Raw genomic sequence first — 25,447 nt, forward strand, 5'->3', positions numbered from 1 at the left:
CGCCACCCCACCCCTGGGCGATGCTGCCCAAAATCTCCGAAAGGAACACCACCATGAAGTTGAAGCGCACAGCCGCAGTCGTGGCAGCACTTCTGATCTCCTCCCTCAGCCTGACGGCCTGCGGCGGCGGACGGGGCGGCGACGCCACGGCGGCCGGCGACGGCACCACCCCGGCCGCCGGTGAGGCCAGCACCGCCGGCAGCGAGGGCGGCTTCCCGGCCGACGCCACCATCGGCGTGGCCCTCCCGTGGCTGGGCACCCAGAACTGGAAGGAAGCCGAGACCATGTTCGAGGCGCAGCTCACGGAGGCCGGGTTCACGCCCCTCATCCAGAGCGCCGACCAGAAGGTGCCGCAACAGCAGCAGCAGATCGAGGCCCTCATCGAGCAGGGTGCCAAGGTCATCGTCGTCGGCCCGGTCGACGGCACCCAGCTGGGCTCCGTGCTGACCACGGCACACGACGCTGGAGTCGCCGTCATCGGCTACGACCGGCTCATCGAGAACACCGACGCCGTCGACGCGGTCGTGCAGTTCGGCTCGGTCCGCACGGGTGAACTGCAGGGCGAGTCGCTCCTCGAAGGCTTGGAGGCCACGGGCCCCGGCCCTTACAACATCGAACTCTTCGGCGGCGGCCCGGCCGATCCGAACGCCCCGAACTTCTTCAAGGGCGCCATGAGCGTGCTGCAGCCCAAGATCGACGACGGGACGCTCGTCGTCGTGTCCGGCCAGACCGACTTCACCCAGGTCGCCACGCAGGACTGGGACAACGCCAAGGCGCAGTCGCGCATGGATTCCCTGCTCTCAGGCTTCTACTCCGACAAGGAGATCCACGGCGTCCTCTCGCCGAATGACGGCATCGCCCGCGCCATCCTGACCTCGGTGAAGCAGGCCGGTCAGTCGAAGATCCCGGTGGTCGACGGCCTGGATGCCGAGAACGAGTCGATCGTCTCCATCGCCAAGGGCGAGCAGTACTCCACCGTTGCCAAGCCGACCGACGCGTTGGTCGCCAAGACGGTCGAGCTGATCACGGCGCTCCAGTCGGGAGCAGGCCTCCCTGCCGCCGATACCCAGGAGAACAACGGCACCAAGGACGTCGACATCTACCAGCTCGACCCCGTCGTCGTCACCAAGGCCAACGCCGCCGAGGTCTTCGCCAACGACGCTGACCGCATGAAGCTCTTCGAGGACAACCTGGCCTGACCAGACTCGTGAGAACCGGGCGCGCCTCGTGGCCGCTCGACTGAATGGTAGAAGCCGCCCGGATCCGTCAGGATCCGGGCGGCTTCCGCGTACTCGGAGTCAGTGGCTCAGGTCCGCCGTGACCAGGGGCGAGAGCCCCGCGGCGCGGGCGGGGGCGTCGGTGTCGCCGCACTCCGTGAGCCAGTTGGCGAGCATCTGGTAGCCGCCCTCGGTGAGGACCGACTCCGGGTGGAACTGCACGGCCTCGACGGCGAGCTCGCGGTGCCGCACCGCCATGATGACGCCGCTCTCCGTGCGGGCGGTGACCTCGAGGACCTCGGGAACCGAGTCCTCCATGATGGCCAGCGAGTGGTAGCGGGTGGTGGTGACGGGCGAGGGCAGTCCCTTGAACACGCCCGCGCCCTCATGGAACACAGGCGAGGTCTTGCCGTGGAGTTGCTCGGGCGCCCGGTCCACGACGCCGCCGAACGCGACGCCGATCGCCTGCAGGCCCAGGCAGACGCCGAAGATGGGCTTCACGCCGCTGAGGGTGCGCACCACGTCGATGCAGACCCCGGCGGCCTCCGGCGTGCCGGGGCCTGGGGAGATCAGCAGGCCGTCGAAGCCGTCGTGCCAGCGCTCGTCCGCGAAGCGGGGGTCGTCGTTGCGCCACACCTCCACCTCCGCGCCGATCTGGGCGAGGTAGGACACGATGTTGTAGACGAACGAATCGTAATTGTCGATGACGAGGATGCGGGCCACTGAGCCATTGTGCCACCGCGGGCGCGGTGTGGCCCGCCGCTCCACCGCCACGTTCCTACGGCGGGAGAACGGTAAACGTCCACCAGTGGGGGTGACCCCCCTCTTTTCGAGGGGTTACCTGCATCTGGCGGACGTCTATCGGGTGAGGCCGGCTACGGCGTCGGTGATGCCGCCGGGCTGGAGGCTGCCGGGGGCTCCGAGGCGGGGGCCTTGGCGACCTTCACTTGGAAGGGCTGGTTCCGCGGCCACGGCTCGTCCCACATCGCCTCCTGCTCGAAGACGACTCCGGGCACCTGCGCAGTCGACTCCTCCTCCACCACTGTGATGGTGAAGCCACGTTCCGCGGCGGCGGCGGTGGCGTCGGCCTGGTTCAGGCCGGTCAGGCGCGGCACGATCGAGTTGCCCGTCGCCACATACAGCGTGATGGGTGTGTCGATGGCAACGGTTGCGCCTGGGGCCGGTTCCGTCTTGATGACATCGCCCAGGTTCGCCTGCGGGCCTTCATCCTTCGGCTCGGCCTGCACGGCCTCCTGGATGTTGGTGAAGCCGCTGGCGGTCAGCAGGTCCACGGCGGCGTCATAGTTGATGCCCGTGACCGTCTCCGGGATGGTGCGGGTCTCCACGCCGGTGGACACGTACAGCGTCACCTCGGAGCCAGGTTCCAGTTCCACATCGGCGACAGGGTTGGTCTCGATGACCTGCCCACGGTCGTCGGCGGTGCCTGGGCGCTCCTCGACGACTGGCTGGAGTTCGGCGTTGCGCACCACGTTCTCCGCCTGGGCGCGGTTCATGCCGATCACGTCCGGCATGAGGATCAGTTCCACCGTCGGGCTTTCCGACGGCGAGGGCGACGGGCTGGGCGTGGGCGATTCGGTGCTGGGCGACGGCGACGGCGAGAGCGACATCGGCGGCGTGGGCGACGGGGTGGTCTCCGTGGGGCCGGGTGGGTTGAGCAGCATCAGGAGGCCGATGATCAGTCCGATGACCACGAGCCCGCCCACGACGGCCAGCACGATCATGCCGGTGCGGGAGCGCGGCTCCTCCTCCTCGTCGGAGAGGTGCTCGATCGGCACCATCGGCGGCGGCACGACGGGAGAGTTGGTGGAGGCGACGGTGGGGTCTGCGGGCATCACGCCGCGGCGGGCGGTCGTCGTCATGGGGTCAGAGGGGATCACCTGCGTGGGCACGTCCGCCGGAGCGGCGGCCAACACCGGCTGGCCGCTGAGGGAGCGCAGGATGTCCTCGCGCATCTCCGACGCGTCCTGGTACCGGTCCCTGGGGTCCTTCGACAGCGACTTCAGGACGATGGCGTCCATCTCCGGAGTGACTTCAGGGTCGATCTGCGACGGCGGGACGGGCTGTTCGCGTACGTGCTGGTAGGCGACGCTCACGGGCGAGTCGCCCTTGAACAACGGCTGCGAGGTCAGCAGTTCGTAGAGGAGACAACCGACGGAGTAGATGTCGGAGCGGTTGTCGACCTTCTCGCCGCGCGCCTGCTCCGGCGACAGGTACTGGGCGGTGCCGATCACGGCGGCGGTCTGCGTCATGGTGGCGGACGTGTCCGCCACGGCGCGCGCGATGCCGAAGTCCATCACCTTGACGGTGCCGTTGGACGTCATCATGACGTTGGCCGGCTTGATGTCGCGGTGGATGATGCCGGCGCGGTGCGAATATGCCAGCGCATCCAGCACGCCGGCGGTGAACTCCAGCGCGCGCTCGGGTACGAGCTTGCGCCCTCCGCGCAGCACGTCGCGCAGCGTGACGCCCTCCACGAGTTCCATCACGATGTAGGGCACCGACACGTTCGAGACGGTGTCGAGTTGCTCGCCGGTGTCGTAGACGGCGACGATGTTGGGGTGGTTCAGCCCCGCGGCCGACTGGGCTTCCCGACGGAACCGGGCCTGGAACGTCGGGTCGCTGGCCAGGTCGACGCGTAGCCGCTTGATCGCGACGTCACGTTCCAGCCGCACGTCCCGCGCGCGCCACACCTCGGCCATGCCACCTCGACCAATGACTTGGTCGAGTTCGTAGCGGTTGCCGAGCAGGGCTCCTCGCTCTGTCATCGCACCCGGTCCTTTCGGTTCGTCACGCACCATCTTGAAGCATGCACATGAGAGAAGTCTGAGAAGTTCACCGCAGGGCCTCCACAACAGCCTTGAAGATGGGGGCGGCCAGGCGGCCGCCGGAGATGTCGTCGCGCTCCACGTCGGCGTTCTCGATGAACGAGACGACGGCGACCTTCGGGTCTTCGGCGTACCCCACGAACCAGGCGTACGGTGGGCGGTCCGGGGACGTCTGGGCGGTGCCCGTCTTGCCGCCCACGACGACACCGTCGATCTGCGCGGGCCGTCCGGTGCCGTCCTCGACGGTGGTCACCATCATGTCGCGCAGGTGCTGCGCCGTGGACTCCGAGATGGGGCGGCCCAACGACGAGGGCTGGGTGGCGGTGAGCACGGTGAGGTCGCGGTTGGTGACGGTGGAGACCAGGTGGGGGCGCATCATCTCGCCGCCGTTGGCGATGGCGGCCGCCACCTGCACGATCTGTAGTGGAGAAGCGGCCACGTCGAACTGGCCGATGGCGGTCAGCGCGGTCTGGGCCTCGTCGATCTCCGTGGGGAAGCGGGAGGTGGCGGCGGAGATGTCGATGGTCTGGTCCTGGTTGAACCCGAACTTCTCCGCCATCTCGATCATCTTCTCGGCGCCCAGCTCCAGCCCGATGTTGCCGAAGGCGGTGTTGCACGACGTCTTCATGGCCTGTTCGAGGGTGACCCTGGTGCCGCCGCAGTTGGTGGAGTTGCCCATCGACCGCGATGACTCGGGAAGCCGCAGCGACGCGGGGGCATCGACCTCCGTGGACGGCACCATGCCGTCCTCGAGTGCGGCCGCCGCTGTGATCAGCTTGAAGGTCGACCCCGGGGGGTACACCTCGCGCGTGGCCCGGTTCTTCAGCGGTTCCTCCGGGGCGTTGAGAAGTTCGGACCAGGCGTCGCGCTCCGCGGCCAGGTCCACCGTCGCGAGGCGGTTGGGGTCGTAGGTGGGCGTGGAGACCAGGGCCAGGATGGCGCCGGTGGTGTAGTCCATGGCGACGACGGCGCCGCGCTGGTTGCCGAGCGCGGCGACCGCCGCGGCCTGGGCGGCCGGGTTCAGCGTGGTGGACAGGTTCGCGCCGCGCCCCTGCCTGCCGCTGAGGATGTCGACCACCCGGCTCGCCGCCTGTGACGACGACGTGCCGGCGAGTTGCTGGTTGTAGCTCTGCTCGAGCCCGGAACGGGCGTAGTCGTAGGAGTACCACCCGGTCACCGAGCTCCACAGTTCCGGGGTGGGGTAGGTGCGTACGTAGGGGAACCGTCCGGAGCGCTCCACCGACTGCGCGATGGGCGTGTTGCCCACCAGGATGGTCCCGCGGTTGCGGGAGAACTCCGCGTCGCGGACGCGGCGGTTGCGGCCGTCCTCGTTGAGCGAGTCCGTCCGCACCACGGAGATCCAGGTGAGGTTGACCAGCAGCGCGGCCAGCAGGAGGGCCACGAAGGAGGCGACCCTGCGAATCGGTCCGTTCACCGGTTGATCACCGCCGTCGCGTCATCGAGCGACGAGGCCTCGAGCTGGGCGACATCCTGCGGCGCCGCCGTCGCTGCCTGGGGCTGCCGGCTCCGGTGCGAGATGACCATCAGGATGCCGATGATGATCCAGTTGGCGATCAGCGACGAGCCGCCCTGCGACATGAACGGCGTGGTGAGACCGGTCAGCGGCAGCAGGCGCGTGACGCCGCCGATGATGACGAAGACCTGCAGCGCGAACACGAAGCTGAGGCCAGCGGCGAGCATCTTCCCGAACCCGTCCGGCGAGGTCACGGCGGTCTTGAAGCCGCGGGCGATCAGGAGCGCGTAGGCCAGGATGACGGCCATCAGGCCGAGCACGCCCAGTTCCTCGCCGATAGCGGCGGCGATCATGTCCGACTTCGCCAACGGGGTGAGCCCGGGGCGGCCGAGCCCCCAGCCGCGGCCGAACAGCCCGCCCCAGCCCAGCCCGAACTGGGCGGAGATGATCTGCAGGTTCCGGTCGTAGTCGGAAAACGGGTCGAGCCACGCGTTGACGCGGCGCGGCACGTGGCTGGTGAAGTTGTAGGCCGCGACGCCGGCGGCGACGAACGCGAGCCCGGCGATGATCGGCCACGCCGGCCGCTCCGTCGCGATGTAGATCATCACGGTGAACAGGCCGAAGAACAGCAGCGAGGTGCCCAGGTCGTTCTGGAACACCATGACCGCCAGCGACGCGAGCCACATCACGGCGATGGGGCCGAGGTCCCTGGCCCGCGGGAAGTCGATGCCGAGGAAGCGCTTGCCGGCCAGGGCCAGGAGGTCGCGCTTCTCGTAGAAGTAGGCGGCGAACGCGATGGCCAGCATGATCTTGGCGATCTCGGCCGGCTGGAACGAGTAGCCGAACACGCGGATCCAGATCCGCGCGCCGCCCGACGCGTGGCCGATGAACGGCGCCAGCGGCAGCAGCAGCAGGATCAGGCCGCCGATGAACAGCAGGTACGGGTAGCGCTGGAGGCGGCGGTGGTCGCGCAGCAGGAAGACGACCAGCGCGAAGAGCACCAGTCCGAGTGTCGTCCAGACGAGTTGCATCGAGGAATCTGTGCGGACCGGCTCGGGGATCTGGTCGATGCGGTAGATCATCGCCAGGCCGAGGCCGTTGAGGAGGAACACCGTGGGCAGGATCACCGGGTCTGCGTGAGGCAGTTTGAAGCGCACCACCAGGTGCGTCACCAGCCCCATGCCGTACCAGAGGGCGGCCGTCGCCGGCATGGTGGTGGGCAGCTCGCCGTAGAGGTTGAGGTTGGTGATGACCCAGCCGGCGAACCCGAAGCTCTGCGCCAGCACCAGCAGCAGCAACTCGACGTTGCGCCGCTTCTTGTAGACGATGACCTCATCGGCGACCTTCGGCATCACCTGCGCCTGCGCGGACATCAGCAGTCCTCCAGGTCGGCCTCTTCGCCCGGGGCCGGCTCCAGCGTGGCCAGCTCCTCGCCGAGGGTGGGCGTCTCCAGGGGCTCAGGGGTGTGGGGCGCCAGCAGCGGGGGGACGTGCGCCGTGATCGGCGACCCGGGCGACGTGGTCTGCAACGGGTCCCCGGGTAGGCCCGGCCCCTCTTCGACGGGCTCGGGTGACTCATCGGCCGGCCCCGGCGATTCTGACTCCTGGGGCTCTGGCGAGGGCGTCGCGGGCGGGTTCTCACGCTCCTGGCGGCGCTCCTCGCGGATGGCCACGCAGTTGTCGGCGAGCTCGCGCAGGGTGCCGACGGTGCGCTCTGCCGCCTCGATCGAGCCCACGGTGATGGACGCCTCGACCTCGCCGCGGAAGAAGCGCGGCAGGTTGTCCACCGGGATGTCGGTGCGCTCCACCAGGTTGTGCAGTTCGACGCCCAACACGTTGCCGGGCACGCCGTTGAAGACGGCGACCTGCCCGTCGTCGGCGGAGACGAAATAGCGGCTGGAGACGTACGAGGAGGTGGCCCACCAGCCGCCGGCCACCACCAGCGCGATCGCGAGGAAGGTCGCGATGATGCCCGGCCAACGGGGTTTGTCCTCCGTGGGGGCGTAGCGGGCGGCTTCTTCGGCGTCGTGCTCCACGTGGACGTCCGACGGTGTGGTGGGGTAGCCGTGACCAGTGGGCAGCGCCGCGGGACCGCCGGTGCGGGGGATCTCCACCTCGACGGCGGAGCCCACCAGCAGGGCCGGGGTGGCGTCGAGTTCCGGATCACCCTCGACGACCTCGCCCAGGACGATGGTGATGTTGTCGTGGCCGCCGTTGTCGTTGGCGAAACGGGCCAGCGTGACCACTGCGTCGTCCAGGTCCTGGCCCCGCAGCACCTCTTCGATGACGTCGTCGTCGACGAGGCCGCTGAGCCCGTCGGAACAGAACATGAGGCGGTCACCCAGGTGCGCCTCGTGCACCATGAGGTCCGGCTCGAAGTGCACCTGCCCGTTGAGCACCTTGAGGATGAGGGAGCGGTGGGGGTGGGTGGCCGCCTGTTCGGGCGTGATCTTGCCCTCGTCGATCAGCGACTGCACCCAGGAGTGGTCGTGCGTCAGCTGGGTGAGGGCGCCGTCGCGGAGGAGGTAGCCGCGGGAGTCGCCGATGTGGGCCAGCCCGAACTCTGTGCCGTTGAACAAGGCCCCGCAGAAGGTGGTGCCCATGCCGTCGAGTTCGAGGTTGGACTCGATGAGGTCTGTGAGTTTCGTGTTGGACCGGGCGATCATGCCGGCGATCCGGGCGAGCAGCTCCTCGCCGTCCGCCGCGCGCACCTCGTCGTGCACATCCGAGCGGGCCGCCTCTGTGGATGCCACCGCTGAGGCCAGGTCCCCTGCTGCCGCGCCGCCCATGCCGTCTGCCACCAGCAGCATGGTGGGGGAGGCGTAGCCGGCGTCCTGGTTGTTCTTCCGGATGCGGCCCACCTCGGAGTGGGCGGTGAAGCGGAGGCTGAAGGTCACTAGATCTCCAGTCGCATGAGGGTCTTGCCGATGCGCACCACGTCGCCGACGGTGACCCTGGTGGGCTCAGTGACGAGCTTGCCGTTCACGTAGGTGCCGTTCGTGGACTGCAGATCGGAGATCACCCACGTGGTGGCGTCCTTCTGCACCAGTTGCGCGTGCCGGGCGGAGGCGTAGTCGTCGTCGAGCAGCAGCGTGGAATCCGCGGCCCGCCCGAGGTTGATCGTGGGTTCCACCGGCACGGAGGTGCCCTGCTGCGGGCCGGCCGTGACCGCGAAGCGGGTGGGCAGCTTGGAGCGGTTCTTGCCGCGGCCCCGGTCTGCGGGGATGGCGCTCAGCGAGGACACGGGCACGCGGCGGCCGAACATGTCCGTGCGCACCACGTTGGCCACGAAGAGGATGAACAGCCAGAGCAAGCCGAGGAAGGCGATCTTGATCGCCGCGATCACGAGATCCGACACTCAGGTCTCCGAAGGCGTGTGGACCAACATTCTGGTGTTCCCGATCTCGATGCGGGTGCCTTCTCCGATCCTCGTCTTACTGATGCGGCTGCCGTTGACGTGCACGCCGTTGGTGGAACCCAGGTCTTCGATGGTGATGACGGGGTGCTGCGGGTCCCCGGCGACGCTGATGAGCGCGTGGCGGCGGGAGACTCCTGGGTCGTTGAGGCGCAGGTCCGCCTCGTTCCCGCGGCCGATGAGGATGCCGGGGGCGATCAGGGGATGGCGCACGCCGTTGACCTCCAGCACGAGGCGGCCGGGGCGCGGCGATTCTTTGCGGGTCTCCGGTGCGATGGCTTCGGAGGCCACGGTGAACTGGCCCGTCGGGAGGGACGTGTCCAGTTCGTAGTCGATGGAGATGGGGCCGTTGAAGACGTACTGCCTGTCTGCCGCGTGGTCACGGATGGAGGGCAGGATCTCGGCGTTGAGGGTCTTGGAATAGGGCGCGAGCCTGTCGTAGTCGCCTTGGGACAGGCCGATGGTGAAGGCGTTGGGCACCAGGCGCTTGTCGCGGGAGAGGAGCTTGGCTTCGGCGTCCAGCTCGCGCTGGATCCCCGCGACGATCTCGACGGGGTGCACATAGCCCTTGAAGGCCCGTGCGAAGACCTTGCCGACGGCGGATTCGATCCGCTTCTCAGCCTTGTCGAAGACTCCCATGCGCCTCCTTCCCGAGTCGTCCGGACGCAACGGTACCCGCGCAGTCTACCCTCAGGGATGAGGCCACTTCGATCTCGCAGGGTGTTTGCTGACGCCGGCTTCATTCCCGCCGCGCTGTTGCGGCCGTCGGTGGTTCGGGTCAGGCGCCGGCGGGACGGGCCCAGGGGAACGTGTCGATGTGCTGGCCGAAGGCCCGCAGGATGGCCGCCGACCCCTCCAAGGCGGACAGCGACTCATGGGCGATCCGCGACTCCACGCGGTCGGCCACCGCCCGCACCTCGGGCGAGGTGCGCAGCGACTCCATGAGCTCGTCGCGCACCATGTTCCACAGCCAGTCGCGCTGCTGGTCGAGGCGCCGCGCCTGCAGCGAGCCCTCCTCCTCCAGTTCGTTGCGGTGCGCGACCACCGCGTCCCAGACCCTGTCCAGGCCTTCCCCGGTGTACGAGGAACAGGTCAGCACGGGAGCCCGGCGCTTCTCGTTGTCGCTGGTGATGAGCTTCATGGCGATGCTGAGTTCCCGCGCGGCGACCCTCGCCGCCTGCTCGTTGTCGCCGTCGGCCTTCGTGATGGCGATCACGTCGGCAAGCTCCAGGATGCCGCGCTTGATGCCCTGCAACTGGTCACCGGTGCGCGCCACCTGCAGCATGAGGAAGGTGTCGACCATACCGTGCACGGCGACCTCGCTCTGCCCCACGCCCACCGTCTCGACCAGCACCACGTCGTAGCCGGCGGCCTCGAGCACCAGCATCGATTCGCGGGTGGCCCGGGCGACGCCGCCCAGGTGCCCGGCCGAGGGCGAGGGCCGGATGAAGGTGTTGTCGTGCTGGGCCAGTTCCGCCATCCGGGTGCGGTCACCCAGGATGGAGCCACCGGTGCGCGACGACGACGGGTCCACCGCCAGCACCGCCACCTTGTGCTCACGCTCCTCGATGAGTTTGACACCCATGGCGTTGATGAACGTCGACTTCCCGGCGCCGGGTACGCCAGAGATGCCGACACGGAACGCGCGGCCGGTCAGCGGTGCGATCTTCTGCAGCAGTTCATGGGCCTGCTCCCGGTGCGCGGGCTTGAGTGACTCGACGAGCGTGATCGCCCGCGCGATGTGCCCGCGGGACCCTTCGACGATGCCCTGAGCCAGATCTTCGACACTCACCTTGCGCATGGTGCCGACCCTATCGCGTGGGGTTTTCCCGCTTCCGGGTGCCTCCGGGGATCGGGGCACAGGTGGCTGTGCCGCGAACCCGCCCTTTGTTACCGTCACCCCCATGAAACGCCTCGGACGCATGCTGGCCGTGCTGACTCTCGTCTGCCTCCCGATGCTCTGGGCGACCCCCGCCTGGGCCGATGACGAGTACATCAGCCATCTCGACGTCACCTACGACATCCAGCGCGACGGCACCGTCGACGTCCGCTACGAGCTGCAGTGGCATTTCCCGGAGAAGGACCGGCACGGCATCATCCTCGACTTCGCCACCCGCGAACCGTGGGATCAGGACTACAGCCAGGACGTGCTCTACGACATCACCGACGTCTCCGTGTCGAGCCCCAGTGGGGCCCCCGCCGGCTTCACGGAGACGACGCGGGGCGCAGGTTCCACCGAGGCGGTGAGCCTGCGCATCGGCGACCCTGACGTCGAGCTCGGCACCAGGGACGCTACCTACGTCGTCGAGTACACGATGGCCGGCGCGCTGCGCACCTTCGAGGGTGCGCCCCAACTGTTCTGGGACGTCAACAGCCCAGACCTCCCGCAGGTGCGGAAGTTCACCGCGACGGTCACCGGCCCCGAGGGTGTTGCGCGGGCGCGGTGCCTCGTCGGTAGCGAGGAGTGCCAGTCCGCCGTCGACGACGGGGTGGCCAGCTTCTCGCACGACGGCGGGCCGGGCGTGACCAGCGTGGTCGCCGAGCTCCCGCCCGGCTCGGTCACCCGGGCGGAACCGGTGCTGGAGCCGAAGCGCCTGATCGCCCACGAACTGCGTGGGCTGCACAGCATCGTGGAGGTGCTCCCCGACGGCTCCGCCGAGGTTCAGCAGAGCCTGGAGTTCATGTTCCCCGCCGAAGCGTCGCAGCGTATCCAGCTGGACTTCGTGGTCAGGGCGCCGTGGTCGGAGGACCTCGACCAGGTCATCGACATCTCCGACGTGCGCATCCGGGACGAACTGGGCGGGGAAGTGACCCCCGAGGTCTGGCGCTCGGAATCGGCGCAGAGCACGCTCGTGGGCCGGCTCACGTTCCGGGCCGACAACCCGGGCGCCGAGCAGGCTCTCAGGACCTTCGACCTCTCGTACAGGGTGGCCGGGGCGGTCGCCGTCGAAGCCGACACCGCCCGCCTCCGCGTGCCCGTCGTCCACACCGGTACCTACCACCTCACGGACGCCACCGCCGTGTGGCACCTCCCGGCCGCCCCTGAGGGGACCGCCTGCCTGGATCTGAGCTACTACCGGGAGGGCCCCGGCCGGCCCTGCGAGTTTCCGGCGCAGGTCGACGGCACCACGGTGACAGCCGGCCTGGACCTGCTGGGCAATGAGTACCCGCCGCTGGTCACCGACTTCGTGCTCCCACCCTCTGCCTTCACCTCGACCGTGCCGCTGGAACCCAGCCTCGACGCCGCCCGGAACGAGCGCCGCACCGCCGGCACGCTGCTCGCCCTGGGCGGTGGGGCGCTGGCGGTCGCGGCGGGGGCTGCTGCCGCTTCGGTCGGGCGGCGCCGCGATGAGAGGTACGCGACGGTGGCACCGGGCCTCATCGGCGCGCCCGGCGTCGTGCGCGCTGTGCGACGCGAGGAGGAGGTTCCGGTCCGCTTCCACCCGCCGGAGATTCAGCCGCGCCAGGCGGGCCTGCTGATGGACCGGCAGTTCAAGCCCGTGCACCTGGCCGCCACCCTGGTGCAGCTGGCGGTGCGGAACCTGGTGCTGCTCGATTCGAAGCCGCTCATGGTGCAGCGCGTCCACGGCTCCGGTGAGGGAGCCTCGGGGACGGAGTATCGGGTGCTCCTCCACGCGACGGACAGCAGGGAGAAGTTGCCGGCCAAGAACGCCCGGCAGATGCGCAGGATCGTGGAAGAGGCCGCCGAGCACGAGATCGCGACGTCGGGTTGGTTCCAGCCCTATTCGGCCAACAAGCGGGGGTTGCTGGTGTTCTTCCTGCCGTTCCTGCCTGCGGTGCTGTTCACCGCGTACGGACTGCTCGTGGACAATCCGCTGCCCGACGGCGGCTTCCGCATCGGGCTGGGGCTGTTCATCGGTGGCGTGGCGGGCGCGATCCTCGGGAAGAAGCTGCTGCCCAAGGCGATCCTGTCGGCCGATGGCACCGCTCTCCGCGACCAGGTGGAGGGCTTCCGGAAGTACATCAACACCGCCGAGGCCCAGCAGCTCAACTTCGAGGCGGACCGCGACATCTACCGCCGGTACCTGCCGTGGGCGGTGGTGTTGGGACTCACTGAGAGGTGGACCGCCGTGTGCCGCGAGTGGGCCGCGCAGGGCAGGATCGATGAGGTCGACACGTCGTTCTGGGTGGGCTCCGCGTCGTTCGCGAACTTCGACAGGGAGATGAGCCGCTTCAGCCGCGAGGTCACAAGCGCCTCCGCCCCGCCCGCGTCGAGTGGCGGCTCCGGCGGCTCCTCCGGCTTCTCGTCGGGCAGCAGCGGCGGCGGCGGAGGCGGCGGCACCAGCGGCAGCAGTTGGTGAGGCGGGGCTACTGGTTCCGGGCGGCGTAGCGCTCTTCGGTGGCCTCCTTCACCGGCCGCCACCACGCTTCGTTGTCCTCGTACCAGGTGATGGTGTCGTCGAGCCCCTCGGTGAAGTCCGTGTACCGCGGCTCCCAACCCAGTTCGTCTCGGAGCTTGCCGGCGTCGATCGCGTAGCGCAGATCATGGCCGGGGCGGTCCGCCACGTGGTCGTACCAATCGGGGGCGTGGCCCATGAGTTGGAGGATCAGCTCCACCACTTCACGGTTGCTCCTCTCGTTGTCCGCACCGATGAGGTACGTCTCGCCCACCCGGCCCTTCGTCAGGACCGTCCAGACGGCGGAGCTGTGGTCGTCGACATGCAGCCAGTCGCGCACGTGGTCGCCTGACCCGTAGAGCTTGGGCCGGTGGCCCGTGATGAGGTTGGTGACCTGGCGGGCGATGAATTTCTCGACGTGCTGGCGGGGGCCGTAGTTGTTCGACGACGTGGACACCGTCGCCTCGACGCCGAAGGACCGCGCCCAGGCGCGAACCAGATGGTCGCTGGCGGCCTTGGAGGCCGAATAGGGCGACGACGGCCGGTACGCGCTGTCCGGAGTGAACCGCTCCGGTGATCCCAGGGGCAGGTCTCCGAACACCTCGTCGGTGGAGATGTGGTGCAGCCGCTTGTTGAACAGGCGTACGGCCTGCAGGACGTGGTACGTGCCCACGATGTTGGTGTCGATGAATGCGCCGGGACCTTCCAGCGAGTTGTCGTTGTGGGATTCCGCTGCGAAATGGACGACGGCGTCACTGGCCTCGACCAGGTCGTTGACCAGCCCGGGGGTGGTGATGGAGCCCGTGACCAGCTCGAACCGGTGCGGGGGCAGCCCGGCGAGGCTGGCGGGATTGCCGGCGTAGGTGAGGGCATCGAGGACCACGACGGAGGCATCGGTGTGCTGGATGACCCAGTGCACGAAGTTGCTGCCGATGAAGCCGGCGCCGCCGGTAACGAGCAGTGACGTCATGGGCGCAGCCTAGTGAGCTTCAGCGGGGGCCAACGCGACGAGCGGAGACCGGGTGGTGAGGAGCCCGATTTTGTTTACCGACGCTATGTCGGTATGTTTCTCGACGTGATGTCGAGAAAAACTTCGGAGCGCGCATGTTCCTAGCCATCCGCGAACTGGTGTTCGCCAAAGGTCGTTTCATCCTCATGGGGTCAGTGGTGTCGCTCATCGCGATCCTCATGGTCCTGTTGTCCGGGCTGTCGTCGGGGCTCGTCAACGACGGTGTCTCGGGGCTGATGAAGCTCCCGGTCACTTCGCTGGCCTTCCAGGAGGACGTCTCCACCGACTCAGCCTTCACCCGCTCCGTCGTGGAGAAAGACACGGTTGGGGTCTGGGCCGATCAGGACGGTGTCGCCGAGGCCGCCCCGCTGGGCAGCTCGCTGGTCAACGGCGAGTCCGAGTCCGGCGTCGAGATCGACCTTGCGCTGTTCGGCGTCGAGCCGGGGTCCTTCGTAGACCCGGAGGTCGTCGACGGCGAGCGCCTGACCGGTGGACCGGGGGAGATCGTGATCTCCGAGACCGCCGCGGAGAGCGGCATCGGCATCGGGGACGTGATCGTCCTCGAGATGACCGAGACCCAGTTGACGGTGGTCGGGATCATGGATGGGCAGCACACCTTCGGCCACGTCGACATGGCGTTCACGACCCTGGAGAGCTGGCAGGAGATCCGCGCGGGCATCCGCGAGGGCGAGGAGGTGCACCCGCACGTCTACGACTATGTCACCGCCGTGGCGGTGAACGCCGAGGACGGAAGTGCCCTCGCCGACGCCGATTTCGCCGCCGGGGACCGCGCGGCCGAGACGACCTCCCTCACCTTGCATGAATCCTTCGGCGCTTCGCCGGGCTACACCGCCGAGACGTTGACTCTGCAGATGATCCAGATCTTCCTGTACGGCATCTCGGCGCTTGTCGTCGGAGCGTTCTTCACAGTGCTCACCATTCAGCGCACGCAGGAGATCGCCGTGCTGCGGGCCATGGGTGCCGGCACCCGGTACCTGTTGCGCGACGCGCTGGCCCAATCGCTGCTGCTGCTGGTGGGAGCCGTCGCGGTCGGCGTCGGCATCGGTCTGGCGCTGGGGGCCTGGCTGTCCAGCACCCCCATGCCCTTCGTCCTCGAACTGTCCCCGATCGTCCTCGCCGCAGTGCTCCTGCTGGTTCTGGGCATGGTCGGTGCCGTCGTGGCCGTGCTCCGCATTTCCCGAGTCGATCCCCTCACCGCCCTGGGAGGCGCCAAATGAACCCCGGACTCCACCTCTCTGATGTGACGCTGCGTCACGGTGACGGCGACGACGTCGTGGTCGCCCTGGACCGGGTCAGCCTGAGCCTCGAGCCCGGCGAATTCGTCGCCGTCGTGGGTCCCTCCGGTGCTGGGAAGTCCAGCCTGCTCGCCGTCGCCGGCGGCCTCACCCGCCCCGACTCCGGCCAGGTGTTCGTCGGTGGCGAAGAGCTCACGGCCCTGTCCAACGGCAGCCTGACCCGGGTGCGTCGCACCCGCATCGGCTTCGTCTTCCAGCAGGGCAACCTGATCCCGGCCCTCACGGCCATGGACCAGCTCCGCCTGCCGCTGACCCTCGGGCCGGTCGAGAACCCGCGTGACCCCGCCCAGCTGCTGGAGCAGGTGGGCATGGGGCACAAGGCCAACCGCCGCCCACACCAGCTCTCCGGAGGTGAGCGCCAGCGCGTCGGCATCGCACGAGCCCTGATGCACCGGCCTTCGCTACTGCTCGTCGACGAGCCCACCGCGGCCCTCGACCGGCACCGCAGCCAGGACATCGTCGCGCTGCTGGCACGCGAAGCCCACGACGCCGGGGTCGCCACTGTCATGGTGACCCATGACCACGACGTGCTGCACCACTGTGACCGCGTTCACGAGATGGCCGACGGCAGGCTCTCCGAGCCTAAGATGGGCGCACTGATCTGAGAGGAGACCTGTGCCCCGCATCGACGCCCCCAGCCTCGCCGAGCACCGCGCCCGGCAGGAGCGCGCCCTGCTCCAGGCGGCCAAGGACCTCCTCGCGGAGAACCTGAGCCCGCCCAGCATGGCGCAGGTGGGGAAGCGGGCGGGCCTGGCGCGCTCCAGCGTGTACCAGTACTTCTCCTCCCCGGACGACCTGCTGCAGAAGGTGATGGAGGACGTCCTGCCCGGCTGGTTGCGCCGCGTCAACGAGCGCGTGTCGGCCGCAGGGTCCCCGGGGGAGCGGGTGTGGGCCTACATCGAGGCCAACGTCGCCCTGTTCACCGGCCCTGAGCAGGCGATCGCCACCACCCTCGCGCAGGCGTTGGAGCCTCAGGTGCTGCAGGGGCCGATGGAGCATTTCCACGCTGAGCTGCAGGTGCCACTGGTCGAGGCGCTGACGGACCTGGGCGAGCCGCAGGTGGCCGAGGCAACCGACATCCTCAACGCCATGACGGTGCGGGCCTGCCAACCCGTTCGTGCGGGGGAGCCGGCGCCGTCGGCAGAGGAGAGCCTCGCGCTGGTGCGTCGTCTTCTGCAGGGGTACCTGGGTCTTCAGTAGCGGACTTTGGCGCTGCCGCCACTGGTCCGCCGCGATAATGTTGCGATACCGGACAAAGGAGTGGCGATGGGCAGGATTCTGGTGGTGAGCGGCGTGGGTCCCTACGCGGATCCGTGGCACCCGTTCGAGCGGACGACCCCGCGCATCGCGGAGGTGCTGCGGGACGCCGGCCACGCGGTCGAGGTGCGCGAGACGGTAGCCGGCTCGATGCTCGACCTGGCCTCCTTCGACCTGCTGGTGGTCAACGCCGGCGGCGGGATCGCCGACGAGCCGGAGTCGCCCTCGGCCGAGTTCGAGGCCGACCTCCGCGCTCTGGGTGACTACCTGGACGCAGGCGGGCGGGCGCTCAGCATCCACACCTCCAACGGGGCCTTCCGGCAACAGCCGAAGTGGCGGGCCGCCGTCGGCGGGAACTGGGGGCCGGACTCGTGGCATCCGGACATCTCCGACGCGACGTTCGAGCCGGCGGCGGGCGCCGAGGGCCACCCGGTGTGGGAGGGGTTGGACGCCGTCGAGGTGTTCGACGAGAAGTACTCACGCCTCGACATCGACGAGGGTGCCACGCCATTGGTGCAGCACACGCTGGAGGGTCGCGACGAGGTGATGGGCTGGGCTGTCGGCGACCAGGTGGTCTTCGACGGCCTCGGGCACGACGAACAGTCCTACGAGTCTGCGTCGCGTCGCCAGCTGTTGCTCAACGAGGTCGCCTGGCTGCTGCGCACGTAGTCCGGGCAGCACGAAGCCCCCCAAGCGTGCCGCTTGGGGGGCTTCGCTGTTGGTCACTCGCCGAGACGCTCGTTCAGCTTCGTCAGCAGGTCGATCGCGGCCTCGGGGATGATCGTGCCGGGCGGGTAGATCGCGTCGGCGCCACTTTCGCGGAGCTCGTCGAAGTCCTGCGCGGGGATCACGCCACCGACGACCACCATGATGTCGCTGCGGCCCAGCTTGTCCAGCTCCTTGCGCAGCTCAGGCACCAGGGTGAGGTGGCCGGCTGCCAGCGAGGAGGCGCCCACCACGTGGACGTCGGACTCGACGGCCTGGCGTGCGGTCTCCTCGGGGGTCTGGAACAGCGGGCCTACGTCGACGTCCATGCCGAGGTCGGCATAGGCAGTGGCGATGACCTTCTGGCCACGGTCGTGGCCGTCCTGGCCCATCTTCGCGATGAGGATGCGCGGGCGGCGGCCTTCCTTGGTCTCGAACTCCTCGACCAGGGCGCGTGCCTTGTCCACGGCCTCGTTGTTGCCGGTCTCCTTGCTGTACACACCAGAGATCGTACGGATCTGCGCGGTGTAGCGCCCGTAGACCTTTTCCAACGCGTCGGAGATCTCGCCCAGCGACGCCTTGGCGCGGGCCGCGTCGATCGCCACCTTCAGCAGGTTGCGATCAGGGTCCGTCGAATCCGGGTTGGCTGCGACCCAGGTGAGGCGCTCCAGCATCTCCTGCGTGACAGTCTCGTCGCGCTCGGCGCGTAGCTGTTCGAGCTTGGCGATCTGCGCCCCACGCACCGCGCGGTTGTCGACCTTCAGCACGTCGAGCGCGTCCTCGCTGTCGAGGTTGTACTTGTTGACGCCGATGACCGGCTGGCGGCCGGAGTCGATGCGCGCCTGGGTGCGGGCAGCCGCCTCCTCGATGCGCATCTTCGGGATGCCCTGCTCGATGGCCTTGGCCATACCGCCGGCCTGCTCCACCTCCTGGATCCGCTCCCAGGCGCGACGCGCGAGCTGCTCGGTGAGCTTCTCGACGTAGGCGGAGCCGGCCCACGGGTCGACCGTCTGGGTGGTCTTGGATTCCTGCTGGATGAACAGCTGGGTGTTGCGGGCGATGCGGGCGGAGAAGTCCGTCGGCAACGCGATGGCCTCGTCGAGCGCGTTGGTGTGCAGCGACTGGGTGTGGCCCTGCGTCGCGGCCATCGCCTCGATACAGGTACGGCCCACGTTGTTGTACACGTCCTGCGCGGTCAGCGACCAGCCGGAGGTCTGCGAGTGCGTCCGCAGCGACATCGACTTCGGGTTCTTCGGGCCGAAATCGCGCACCAGACGCGCCCACAGCATGCGGGCGGCGCGCATCTTGGCGACCTCCATGAAGAAGTTCATGCCCACCGCCCAGAAGAAGGACAGACGGGGTGCGAACTGGTCCACGTTGAGGCCCACCGATTCGCCGGCGCGGATGTACTCCACGCCGTCGGCCAGGGTGTAGGCCATCTCGATGTCGGCCGTCGCGCCGGCCTCCTGCATGTGGTAACCCGAAATGGAGATCGAGTTGAACCGCGGCATGTTGTTGGAGGTGTAGGCGAAAATGTCGGCGATGATCTGCATCGACGGCGACGGCGGGTAGATGTAGGTGTTGCGGACCATGAACTCCTTCAGAATGTCGTTCTGAATGGTTCCGGCCAACTGCTCGGGTTTGACGCCCTGCTCCTCGGCGGCGACGACGTACAGGGCCAGCACCGGAAGCACCGCACCGTTCATCGTCATCGACACAGACATCTGGTCCAGCGGGATGCCGTCGAACAGCTGCCGCATGTCGAGGATCGAGTCGACGGCGACACCAGCCATGCCCACGTCGCCGGCCACGCGCGGGTGGTCGGAGTCGTAGCCACGGTGCGTGGCGAGGTCGAACGCGATGGACAGGCCCTTCTGGCCGGCCGCGAGGTTGCGGCGGTAGAAGGCGTTCGACTCCTCAGCGGTGGAGAAGCCCGCGTACTGGCGCACGGTCCAGGGCTGGTTGACGTACATCGTGGCGTACGGGCCGCGCAGGAACGGTGGGATGCCCGGCGCGGTCTCGAGGAAGTCGAGCTTGTCCAGGTCTGCACCGCGGAACAGCGGCGGCACCAGGATGTGCTCCGGCGTCTGCCATCCGGCGGAGTGGCCGACCTCGTGGTTGATCGCGTCAAAGGTCTCCTCCGCGTTGGCCGGTACGGCCGACGCGAAGTCGATATCGGTAAAGCGGGGGATAGTCACTTCTCAGCTCCCAACTGGTCGAGGGTGGTGGTGAGCAGCTCGACCACGTTCATGCCGTCGAACACGTTGCCGTCGACGGCGGTCTCTCCGCCCTCGCCCAGCTCCTTGATCTGTCCTGCGACGAGCACCGTCTGCGCGCCGGCGGCCCGGAGGGCCTCAGCGACGGCGACACCCTGATCGGCGTAGACCTTGCCGGAGGAACACAGCACCGCAACGGTGGTGCCCTGCTCCTTCAACTGACGTGCGAAGTCCTCCGGCGAGGCGCCCTCGGCCAGCGGCGTGTCGATGCCGCCGACGTGGAACAGGTTGCCGGTGAAGCCCTCGCGGGCCCCGAAGTCGCGACGCTGGCCCAGGCAGGCCAGCAGGACCTTCGGGGCGTTGCCCGCTGCGCGGGCCTTGTTGGCGCGGTCGCGGAGGTTCTCGAAGTCCTGCGAGTCGCGCACCAGCTTCAGGCCGCCCAACTCGGGGGCGGCAGGGCGGGGCTTGGCCTCGACCGGCTTCTCCGTGTGGTTGGGGAACATCGACACACCGGTCAGCGGCAGCTTGCGGGTGGCGAGCAGCTTCTTGCGGGACGCGTTGAGCTCATCGAGCTGCGCCGCCACCGTGCCGTCGGCCAGGGCCTTGGCGAAGCCGTCGGCCTCGAGCGTCTGGAAGACGGCCCACGCCTTCTCGCTCATCTGGCGGGTCATCGACTCGACGAACCAGGCGCCGCCGGCCGGGTCGTTGACGCGGCCCACGTTGGATTCCTCGGCGAGGAGGATCTGCGTGTTGCGGGCGGTCCGGCGGGAGAACTCCGACGGGAGACCCCATGCGGTGTCGAAGGGCTGGACCGTCTGCACCTCGGCGCCACCGACAGCCGCCGCGAACGACGACATGGTGCCGCGCAACAGGTTGACGTAGGCGTCGTCGCGGGACAGTTGACGCTCCGACGTGACGGCGTGCTGGACGGCGCCGCGCTTGGTGTCGGTCACGCCGAGCACCTCGCCGACGCGGTTCCACACGCCGCGGAGGGCCCGCAGCCGCGAGATGGTCGCGAACTGGTCCGTGGTCGCCGAGACGCGGAACAGGATCGCGTCGAAGGCATCGTCGACGGTGAGCCCGGCGTCGGTCAGCGCGCGGACGTACTCGACGCCCACCGCGGCCGCGTAGGCCAGCTCGTGCACGTCGCCGGCGCCGGCGTTGTGGTAGATGGTGGCGTCCACGACCACCGGGCGCACGCCCGGGAACGGCTCGGCCAGGTCGACGGCGCCCTTGAGGACGCTGAGGTCGGGCTCAGTGCCGGCCAGGGCGGCCGCACCGATGGGATCGATGCCGAAGTTGCCGGTGAAGGAGGAGTTGTCCTTGTCGGACGCCTCGAACACGGCGGCCAGCGCCCTGGCCGCCTCCAGCTGCTGGGTCTTCGAGGTGAGGTAGACCGGCGCGAGGTCCAGGAGGACGTCGGAGAGCACGGTCGAGAGGTCTCCAGGCTGGATCGCGTCGGGGTCGACGCGGAGGTAGACGGCGGTGCCACCGCGCTCCAGATCCTGCAGGATGAAGCGGCGGGTCTCCGCCGCGTCGGGGTCCTCGTGGAGCTGGGCGACGTGCCAGGCATCCATGCTTCCGTCTCGCACGGTCGTGCCGCGCACGAACGGGGCGACGCCGGGGAAGCCCAGGTCGTCCGTGCCGTCGCTCTTCGCGTACAGCGGCTTGATGGTCAGGCCGTCGACGGTGGTGCTGGTCAGACGCTTGTACGCCTGTTCAATGTTCAGCTCCGTCCCTTCGGGGCGCCTGCGGTTGAGGACCTTCAGGACCTCCTTCTCCCAGTCCGCCTGGGAAGGAGTATCGAAGTCCGCGGCCAGGCTGAGATCGGCCGCACTGGTGGCTTGATCGCTCATAGCTCTCCGTCTTTCTAGGGGGTGAAACCCACGTTTCAACCCTAGACCAGCGCTTTTCGCTCATAACCCGAGGCCAGAGATTGAACGAAAATCGGTGCGGCTAAAATTGCAGGGACTTTTCTGCAGGATCGGCGCTGCTGCGGAGGGATGTGGCAGAATTCTCCCCCCGGATGTGGCGCCAGTGGCTCATCGTCCCCGGTCGGCGCGGACCGGCGCGCGGTCCCCGCGGATGGAGGCCACCATGTCCAGCACCCGCCTGGTGGCCCGGACGTCGTGTGCGCGGAACACCGTCGCCCCTTGCCACGCCGAGATCGCCGTGGCCGCCAGCGTGCCTTCGAGGCGTTCGTCGGTGGGCAGGTCGAGGGTCTCGCCCACGAAGTCCTTGCGGGAGATCGCCTGGAGGACGGGGTAGCCCAAGGCGACGATGCGGTGCGTGTTGGCCACCAGCGCCAGTGAGTTGACGGTGGTCTTGCCGAAGTCGAGCGTGGGGTCGATGAGGATGCGTTCCCGGGGGAGCCCTGCCTCCTCGGCTCGGCCGGCGCCCGCCTGCAGCCCATCCAGCACGTGCTCGACGACGGCGTCTCCGGGGCCGTAGTCGACGCTGGTGGGGTCTGTGCGCGGAGGGAGCCCTCCGGTGTGGGAGATGACGTAGCCGGCGCCGGTCTCGGCGGCGACGTGGACCAGGTCGGCGTCGGCCCCCGCCCAGGTGTCGTTGATGAGGTCCACCAGGCCGGCGCACGCCTGGGCGACCTCGGTGCGCCAGGTGTCGACGGAGGTGAGCACCGGCAGTTCACGCAGGGCCTCTAGCACCGGCAGCACGCGCTGGATCTCCTCGGTGCCGCTGACCCACTCGCCTTCCTGACCCGCGCGGACGCCGCCGATGTCGATGATGTCCACACCCTCGTCGATCATCTGCTTGGCGCGTTCGACGGCTGCGGTGGTGTCGGCGTAGCGGGCTGCGGTGTAGAAGGAGTCGCTGTTGCGGTTGATGATGCCCATGACGGCTGGGCGGGACGCATCGAAGCGCCGGCCTCCGAGGACGAGGGGCGCAGGCGAGGAGAACATGGCGCCGAGTCTAGGCGTGCAGCGCGACGGCGGTCATGGGTTCCACGGTGACCTTCACCTTCCCGTCCTTCACCTCGAAGGTGCAGTCCTCGGGAACCAGGGCGTCGCAGTACGTGCCGTCGGCGAGGTTGGTGGTCAGCTCCGGCTCGATGGCCTTGGTAGAGTTCCCGTTGATCGCGATCAGGCCCAGATCGCCGCGGTCGAAGGCGACTGCGTAGCCCTCCTGCCACAGGTTCTCCGGTTCTGCATCGCCCACGACGGCGGCCCACTCCACCAGCCCCGCGTAGCTGCGGTGGAGGCAGAGCCAGGTGCCCGGTGCTGGCTTGTCCGTGGGCGTCGGCTGGGCGCACTCGGTGTCGGTGACCACGCCGTCGGACTGGGGCGCGCCGGCGTCGCGGTCGGTGAAGGCGTACCCGCTGTAGAGGACCGGGGTGCCGTACGGCACCGCCAGCAGCAGGATGTTGGCCAGGCGGTACTTCTCCGGGTCCTTGTAGGACAGCGTCTGGCGGTTGCGTTCGGTGTCGTGGTTGGTGACGAACGTGTACGCCTGCTCGGACGGCACCTCGCCGTCGCGGATCTCGAGGGCCCGGTGGACGGCGCCGCCGGGGACGATGCCGGCGATGTCCTTGGCGAACTGGAACGCGAACACCGAGCCGGCGTCGAGGTAGTCCTCCGGCTGGATGGGTTCGCCGGAGCCGCGGATGACCTCCGAGATGATGAGGGGGTCGCCGTCGAGGGAGTCGACGATGGCCCGCACGTCGCGGGCGGGAAGGTGCTTGGCGGCGTCGATGCGGAAGCCGTCGACGCCGAGGCTCAGGAGGTCGTCGAGGTAGGCCGAGATCTTCTGCTGGACCGCGGGCTCTCCCGTCCGGAGGTCCGCGAGGTTACTGAGCTCGCACTCCTGGATCTCCTGCTGGTCGAGGTAGTTCTCGATGTCGCCCGAGGGTGTGGCGCAGTCGTGGAAGTCCGCCTCGGTGTAGAGCCCGGGGTAGTCGTAGTGCGTGAACGCGCTGCCGGCGACGCCGGTGCCGCCGTCGATGCCGGCCATGTGGTTGATGACCGCGTCGGCGATCACCTTGACCCCGACATTGTGGCAGTCCGTCACCATCTGTTGGAACTCGGTGCGGGTGCCCAGCTTGGACTCGATCCGGTAGCTCACCGGCTGGTAGGAGGTCCACCACTGCTCACCTTCGATGTGTTCCTGGGCGGGGGAGAGGAGCACGAAGCTGAACTTGCCGGGGCCTAGCACGTCGGTGCACTCGCGGGCGACCGACTTCCAGTTCCACTGGAACAGCTGCACCCCGACGTGGGGTGTGGCCGGCGCCGGAGCCACCGAGGTCGTCGTCGACGGTGTGGTGTCCGAGGGCGCTTCGGAGGCAGGCGAACAGGCGCTGAATGCAAGGGTCGCCGTGAGGAGGATGCCGAGGACGCGTCGCATGGGGTCGATTATCGCCCACCCTGCCGCCGCCGAACCCCGGTCCCAGGCAGCGACGGCGAGCTCAGGCGAGCGGCGGCCGTAGGATGCGAGGGTGATGCACGCCCCCACCACCCGCTACGGCGTGATCCAGGCCGCCTACTGGAGCGGCTTCTGCATGGTGCTGCTCTTCGCCAGCGCCTACCTTCTCGACGCGGGGCTGACCAACTCCCAGATCGGCCTGGTGATCGCCGCCGGTGGCGCGCTGTCGGCGGTGCTGCAGCCGGTCGTGGCCGGGGCCGCGGACAGGTCGCGCCGCGTGCCGCTGCGGGTGTGGGCCGCTGCCCTTTCCGCGTTGATGGTGGCTGTGGGCGCGATCCTCCTCATCCCTGGGATGCACTGGCTGCTCACCGCCGTGTTCTTCGGACTGTTGGTGCTGACCGTGCAGCTGCTGCAACCCCTGGTCAACGCGCTGGGGATCGCGGCGATGGCGCGTGGCGTGAAGCTGAACTTCGGGGTGGCGCGGGCGGCGGGCTCCGGCGTCTTCGCGCTCGTCTCGGTGGGCGCCGGCTGGATCGTGGCCGTGGCCGGAAGCGTGATGGTGCCGCTCCTGATCATCGCGTTCCAGATCGCCTTCCTCGTGGCGACGGTGACCTTCGTGCACCGGGGTGGGATCGCCGTCGTGTCGGGTGCCCCCGACGAACCGGTGGCGGCACCCACCCAGCCGATGACGCGCGCCCGGTGGCAGCGCTTCTTCGTCCTGCTGGCCGGCATCACGGTGCTCATGACCTCTCACGCGATGATCAACAACTACATGCTGCAGGTCATGCGCCACCACGGCGGTGACACCGGCGAGATGGGCACCGCCGTGATGATCGCGGCGCTGATGGAACTGCCCGTGATGGTGCTCTGGGGCAGGGTGATGGGCCGCTGGTCGCCGGGACGCCTCCTGCAGTTGTCCGGCGTCTTCTTCGTGGTGAAGACGGCGCTGACCTGGCTCGCGCCCAGCGTGCTGGGCATCTACGGGGCACAGACGCTTCAGATCGGCGCCTTCGCGGCGATGGTGATGGCCTCGGTGTACTACGTGGAGCGGATGCTGCCGGCGCGCGACCGGATCAAGGGCCAGGCCTACATGACCATGACGGCGACCGCTGGCTCGGTGGTGGGCTCGCTGCTGGGCGGCCTGCTGCTGGATGCGAGCGGGGTGCCGCTGATGTTGCTGGTGGGCACCGGGATCGCCGCAGTGGGCGGGGCGCTCACGCTCGTCTCGGCGGAGTCGCGGCTCTGAGCTTCGCGTCGG

The 25,447-nt window shown here is 68.8% G+C and carries 20 protein-coding genes; 7 read left to right on the forward strand and 13 right to left on the reverse strand.

Annotated elements, in window-relative coordinates:
• The first annotated feature begins 53 nt into the window (after positions 1–53).
• Complete coding sequence (locus tag H5393_RS00195) at positions 54–1,199, forward strand: sugar-binding protein (protein WP_182765057.1); 1,146 nt, start codon at positions 54–56, stop codon at positions 1,197–1,199.
• Positions 1,200–1,298: 99 nt separating this feature from the next.
• Here H5393_RS00195 and H5393_RS00200 read toward each other — a convergent pair whose 3' ends face one another.
• The 8 genes from H5393_RS00200 to meaB all read right to left on the reverse strand — a co-directional run bounded on the left by H5393_RS00200 (position 1,299) and on the right by meaB (position 10,752).
• Positions 1,299–1,940: an aminodeoxychorismate/anthranilate synthase component II gene (locus tag H5393_RS00200; protein WP_182765058.1), complete on the reverse strand. Its 642-nt coding sequence runs from the start codon at positions 1,938–1,940 to the stop codon at positions 1,299–1,301.
• A 152-nt stretch (positions 1,941–2,092) separates the two neighbouring features.
• Positions 2,093–4,003 carry a Stk1 family PASTA domain-containing Ser/Thr kinase gene (gene pknB, locus H5393_RS00205; RefSeq protein ID WP_182765059.1) on the reverse strand — a complete coding sequence of 637 codons (1,911 nt, stop codon included), beginning with the start codon at positions 4,001–4,003 and terminating at the stop codon, positions 2,093–2,095.
• A 67-nt stretch (positions 4,004–4,070) separates the two neighbouring features.
• Positions 4,071–5,498 carry a penicillin-binding protein 2 gene (locus tag H5393_RS00210; protein ID WP_182765060.1) on the reverse strand — a complete coding sequence of 476 codons (1,428 nt, stop codon included), beginning with the start codon at positions 5,496–5,498 and terminating at the stop codon, positions 4,071–4,073.
• Positions 5,495–6,910: an FtsW/RodA/SpoVE family cell cycle protein gene (locus tag H5393_RS00215; protein ID WP_255436229.1), complete on the reverse strand. Its 1,416-nt coding sequence runs from the start codon at positions 6,908–6,910 to the stop codon at positions 5,495–5,497. Before H5393_RS00215 ends, H5393_RS00210 begins: the two co-directional genes overlap by 4 nt.
• Positions 6,910–8,433, reverse strand: a complete 1,524-nt coding sequence (locus H5393_RS00220) for a protein phosphatase 2C domain-containing protein (protein WP_182765061.1) — start codon at positions 8,431–8,433, stop codon at positions 6,910–6,912. The genes H5393_RS00215 and H5393_RS00220 overlap by 1 nt, the downstream gene beginning before the upstream one ends.
• Positions 8,433–8,894, reverse strand: a complete 462-nt coding sequence (locus tag H5393_RS00225; protein ID WP_076061282.1) for an FHA domain-containing protein — start codon at positions 8,892–8,894, stop codon at positions 8,433–8,435. The genes H5393_RS00220 and H5393_RS00225 overlap by 1 nt, the downstream gene beginning before the upstream one ends.
• Positions 8,895–9,590: a DUF3662 and FHA domain-containing protein gene (locus H5393_RS00230; RefSeq protein ID WP_182764184.1), complete on the reverse strand. Its 696-nt coding sequence runs from the start codon at positions 9,588–9,590 to the stop codon at positions 8,895–8,897.
• Between the two features lie 139 nt (positions 9,591–9,729).
• On the reverse strand, positions 9,730–10,752 hold the full coding sequence (gene meaB / locus H5393_RS00235) for a methylmalonyl Co-A mutase-associated GTPase MeaB (RefSeq protein ID WP_182765062.1): 1,023 nt from the start codon (positions 10,750–10,752) through the stop codon (positions 9,730–9,732).
• 103 nt (positions 10,753–10,855) lie between these two features.
• Here meaB and H5393_RS00240 point away from each other — a divergent pair, with 103 nt between their 5' ends.
• Complete coding sequence (locus H5393_RS00240) at positions 10,856–13,273, forward strand: DUF2207 domain-containing protein (protein WP_182765063.1); 2,418 nt, start codon at positions 10,856–10,858, stop codon at positions 13,271–13,273.
• Positions 13,274–13,280: 7 nt separating this feature from the next.
• Here H5393_RS00240 and rfbB read toward each other — a convergent pair whose 3' ends face one another.
• Positions 13,281–14,279, reverse strand: a complete 999-nt coding sequence (gene rfbB / locus H5393_RS00245; protein ID WP_182765064.1) for a dTDP-glucose 4,6-dehydratase — start codon at positions 14,277–14,279, stop codon at positions 13,281–13,283.
• 134 nt (positions 14,280–14,413) lie between these two features.
• On the opposite strand from rfbB, the gene H5393_RS00250 reads away from it, so the two are divergent.
• The 4 genes from H5393_RS00250 to H5393_RS00265 all read left to right on the forward strand — a co-directional run bounded on the left by H5393_RS00250 (position 14,414) and on the right by H5393_RS00265 (position 17,560).
• Positions 14,414–15,556, forward strand: coding sequence for an ABC transporter permease (locus tag H5393_RS00250; RefSeq protein ID WP_182765065.1), 1,143 nt, complete (start codon positions 14,414–14,416; stop codon positions 15,554–15,556).
• Entirely contained in the window at positions 15,553–16,239 is a 687-nt protein-coding gene (locus H5393_RS00255; protein WP_182765066.1) for an ABC transporter ATP-binding protein, read from the forward strand. The genes H5393_RS00250 and H5393_RS00255 overlap by 4 nt, the downstream gene beginning before the upstream one ends.
• Positions 16,240–16,249: 10 nt before the next feature.
• Positions 16,250–16,834 carry a TetR/AcrR family transcriptional regulator gene (locus H5393_RS00260; RefSeq protein WP_182765067.1) on the forward strand — a complete coding sequence of 195 codons (585 nt, stop codon included), beginning with the start codon at positions 16,250–16,252 and terminating at the stop codon, positions 16,832–16,834.
• A 66-nt stretch (positions 16,835–16,900) separates the two neighbouring features.
• Positions 16,901–17,560 (forward strand): ThuA domain-containing protein, encoded by a 660-nt coding sequence (locus H5393_RS00265; RefSeq protein ID WP_182765068.1) that lies wholly within the window; start codon positions 16,901–16,903, stop codon positions 17,558–17,560.
• 53 nt (positions 17,561–17,613) lie between these two features.
• Here the strand turns inward: H5393_RS00265 and scpA are convergent, their stop codons facing one another.
• The 4 genes from scpA to H5393_RS00285 all read right to left on the reverse strand — a co-directional run bounded on the left by scpA (position 17,614) and on the right by H5393_RS00285 (position 24,171).
• Positions 17,614–19,794 (reverse strand): methylmalonyl-CoA mutase, encoded by a 2,181-nt coding sequence (gene scpA, locus H5393_RS00270; RefSeq protein WP_182765069.1) that lies wholly within the window; start codon positions 19,792–19,794, stop codon positions 17,614–17,616.
• A complete protein-coding gene (gene mutA / locus H5393_RS00275) occupies positions 19,791–21,668 on the reverse strand; it encodes a methylmalonyl-CoA mutase small subunit (RefSeq protein WP_182765070.1) in 1,878 nt (625 codons plus the stop codon). The genes scpA and mutA overlap by 4 nt, the downstream gene beginning before the upstream one ends.
• A 186-nt stretch (positions 21,669–21,854) precedes the next feature.
• Positions 21,855–22,733 (reverse strand): dihydropteroate synthase, encoded by an 879-nt coding sequence (gene folP / locus H5393_RS00280; RefSeq protein ID WP_182765071.1) that lies wholly within the window; start codon positions 22,731–22,733, stop codon positions 21,855–21,857.
• Between the two features lie 10 nt (positions 22,734–22,743).
• The gene (locus tag H5393_RS00285; protein WP_182765072.1) at positions 22,744–24,171 is read right to left on the reverse strand and encodes an alpha-amylase family protein; all 1,428 of its coding nucleotides are present in this window, start codon (positions 24,169–24,171) and stop codon (positions 22,744–22,746) included.
• 94 nt (positions 24,172–24,265) lie between these two features.
• Between H5393_RS00285 and H5393_RS00290 the strand changes: the two genes are divergently transcribed.
• A complete protein-coding gene (locus H5393_RS00290; RefSeq protein ID WP_255436259.1) occupies positions 24,266–25,435 on the forward strand; it encodes an MFS transporter in 1,170 nt (389 codons plus the stop codon).
• Positions 25,436–25,447: the final 12 nt, after the last annotated feature.

The sequence above is a fragment of the Tessaracoccus sp. MC1756 genome, from assembly GCF_014164735.1.
Taxonomy (GTDB): domain Bacteria; phylum Actinomycetota; class Actinomycetes; order Propionibacteriales; family Propionibacteriaceae; genus Arachnia.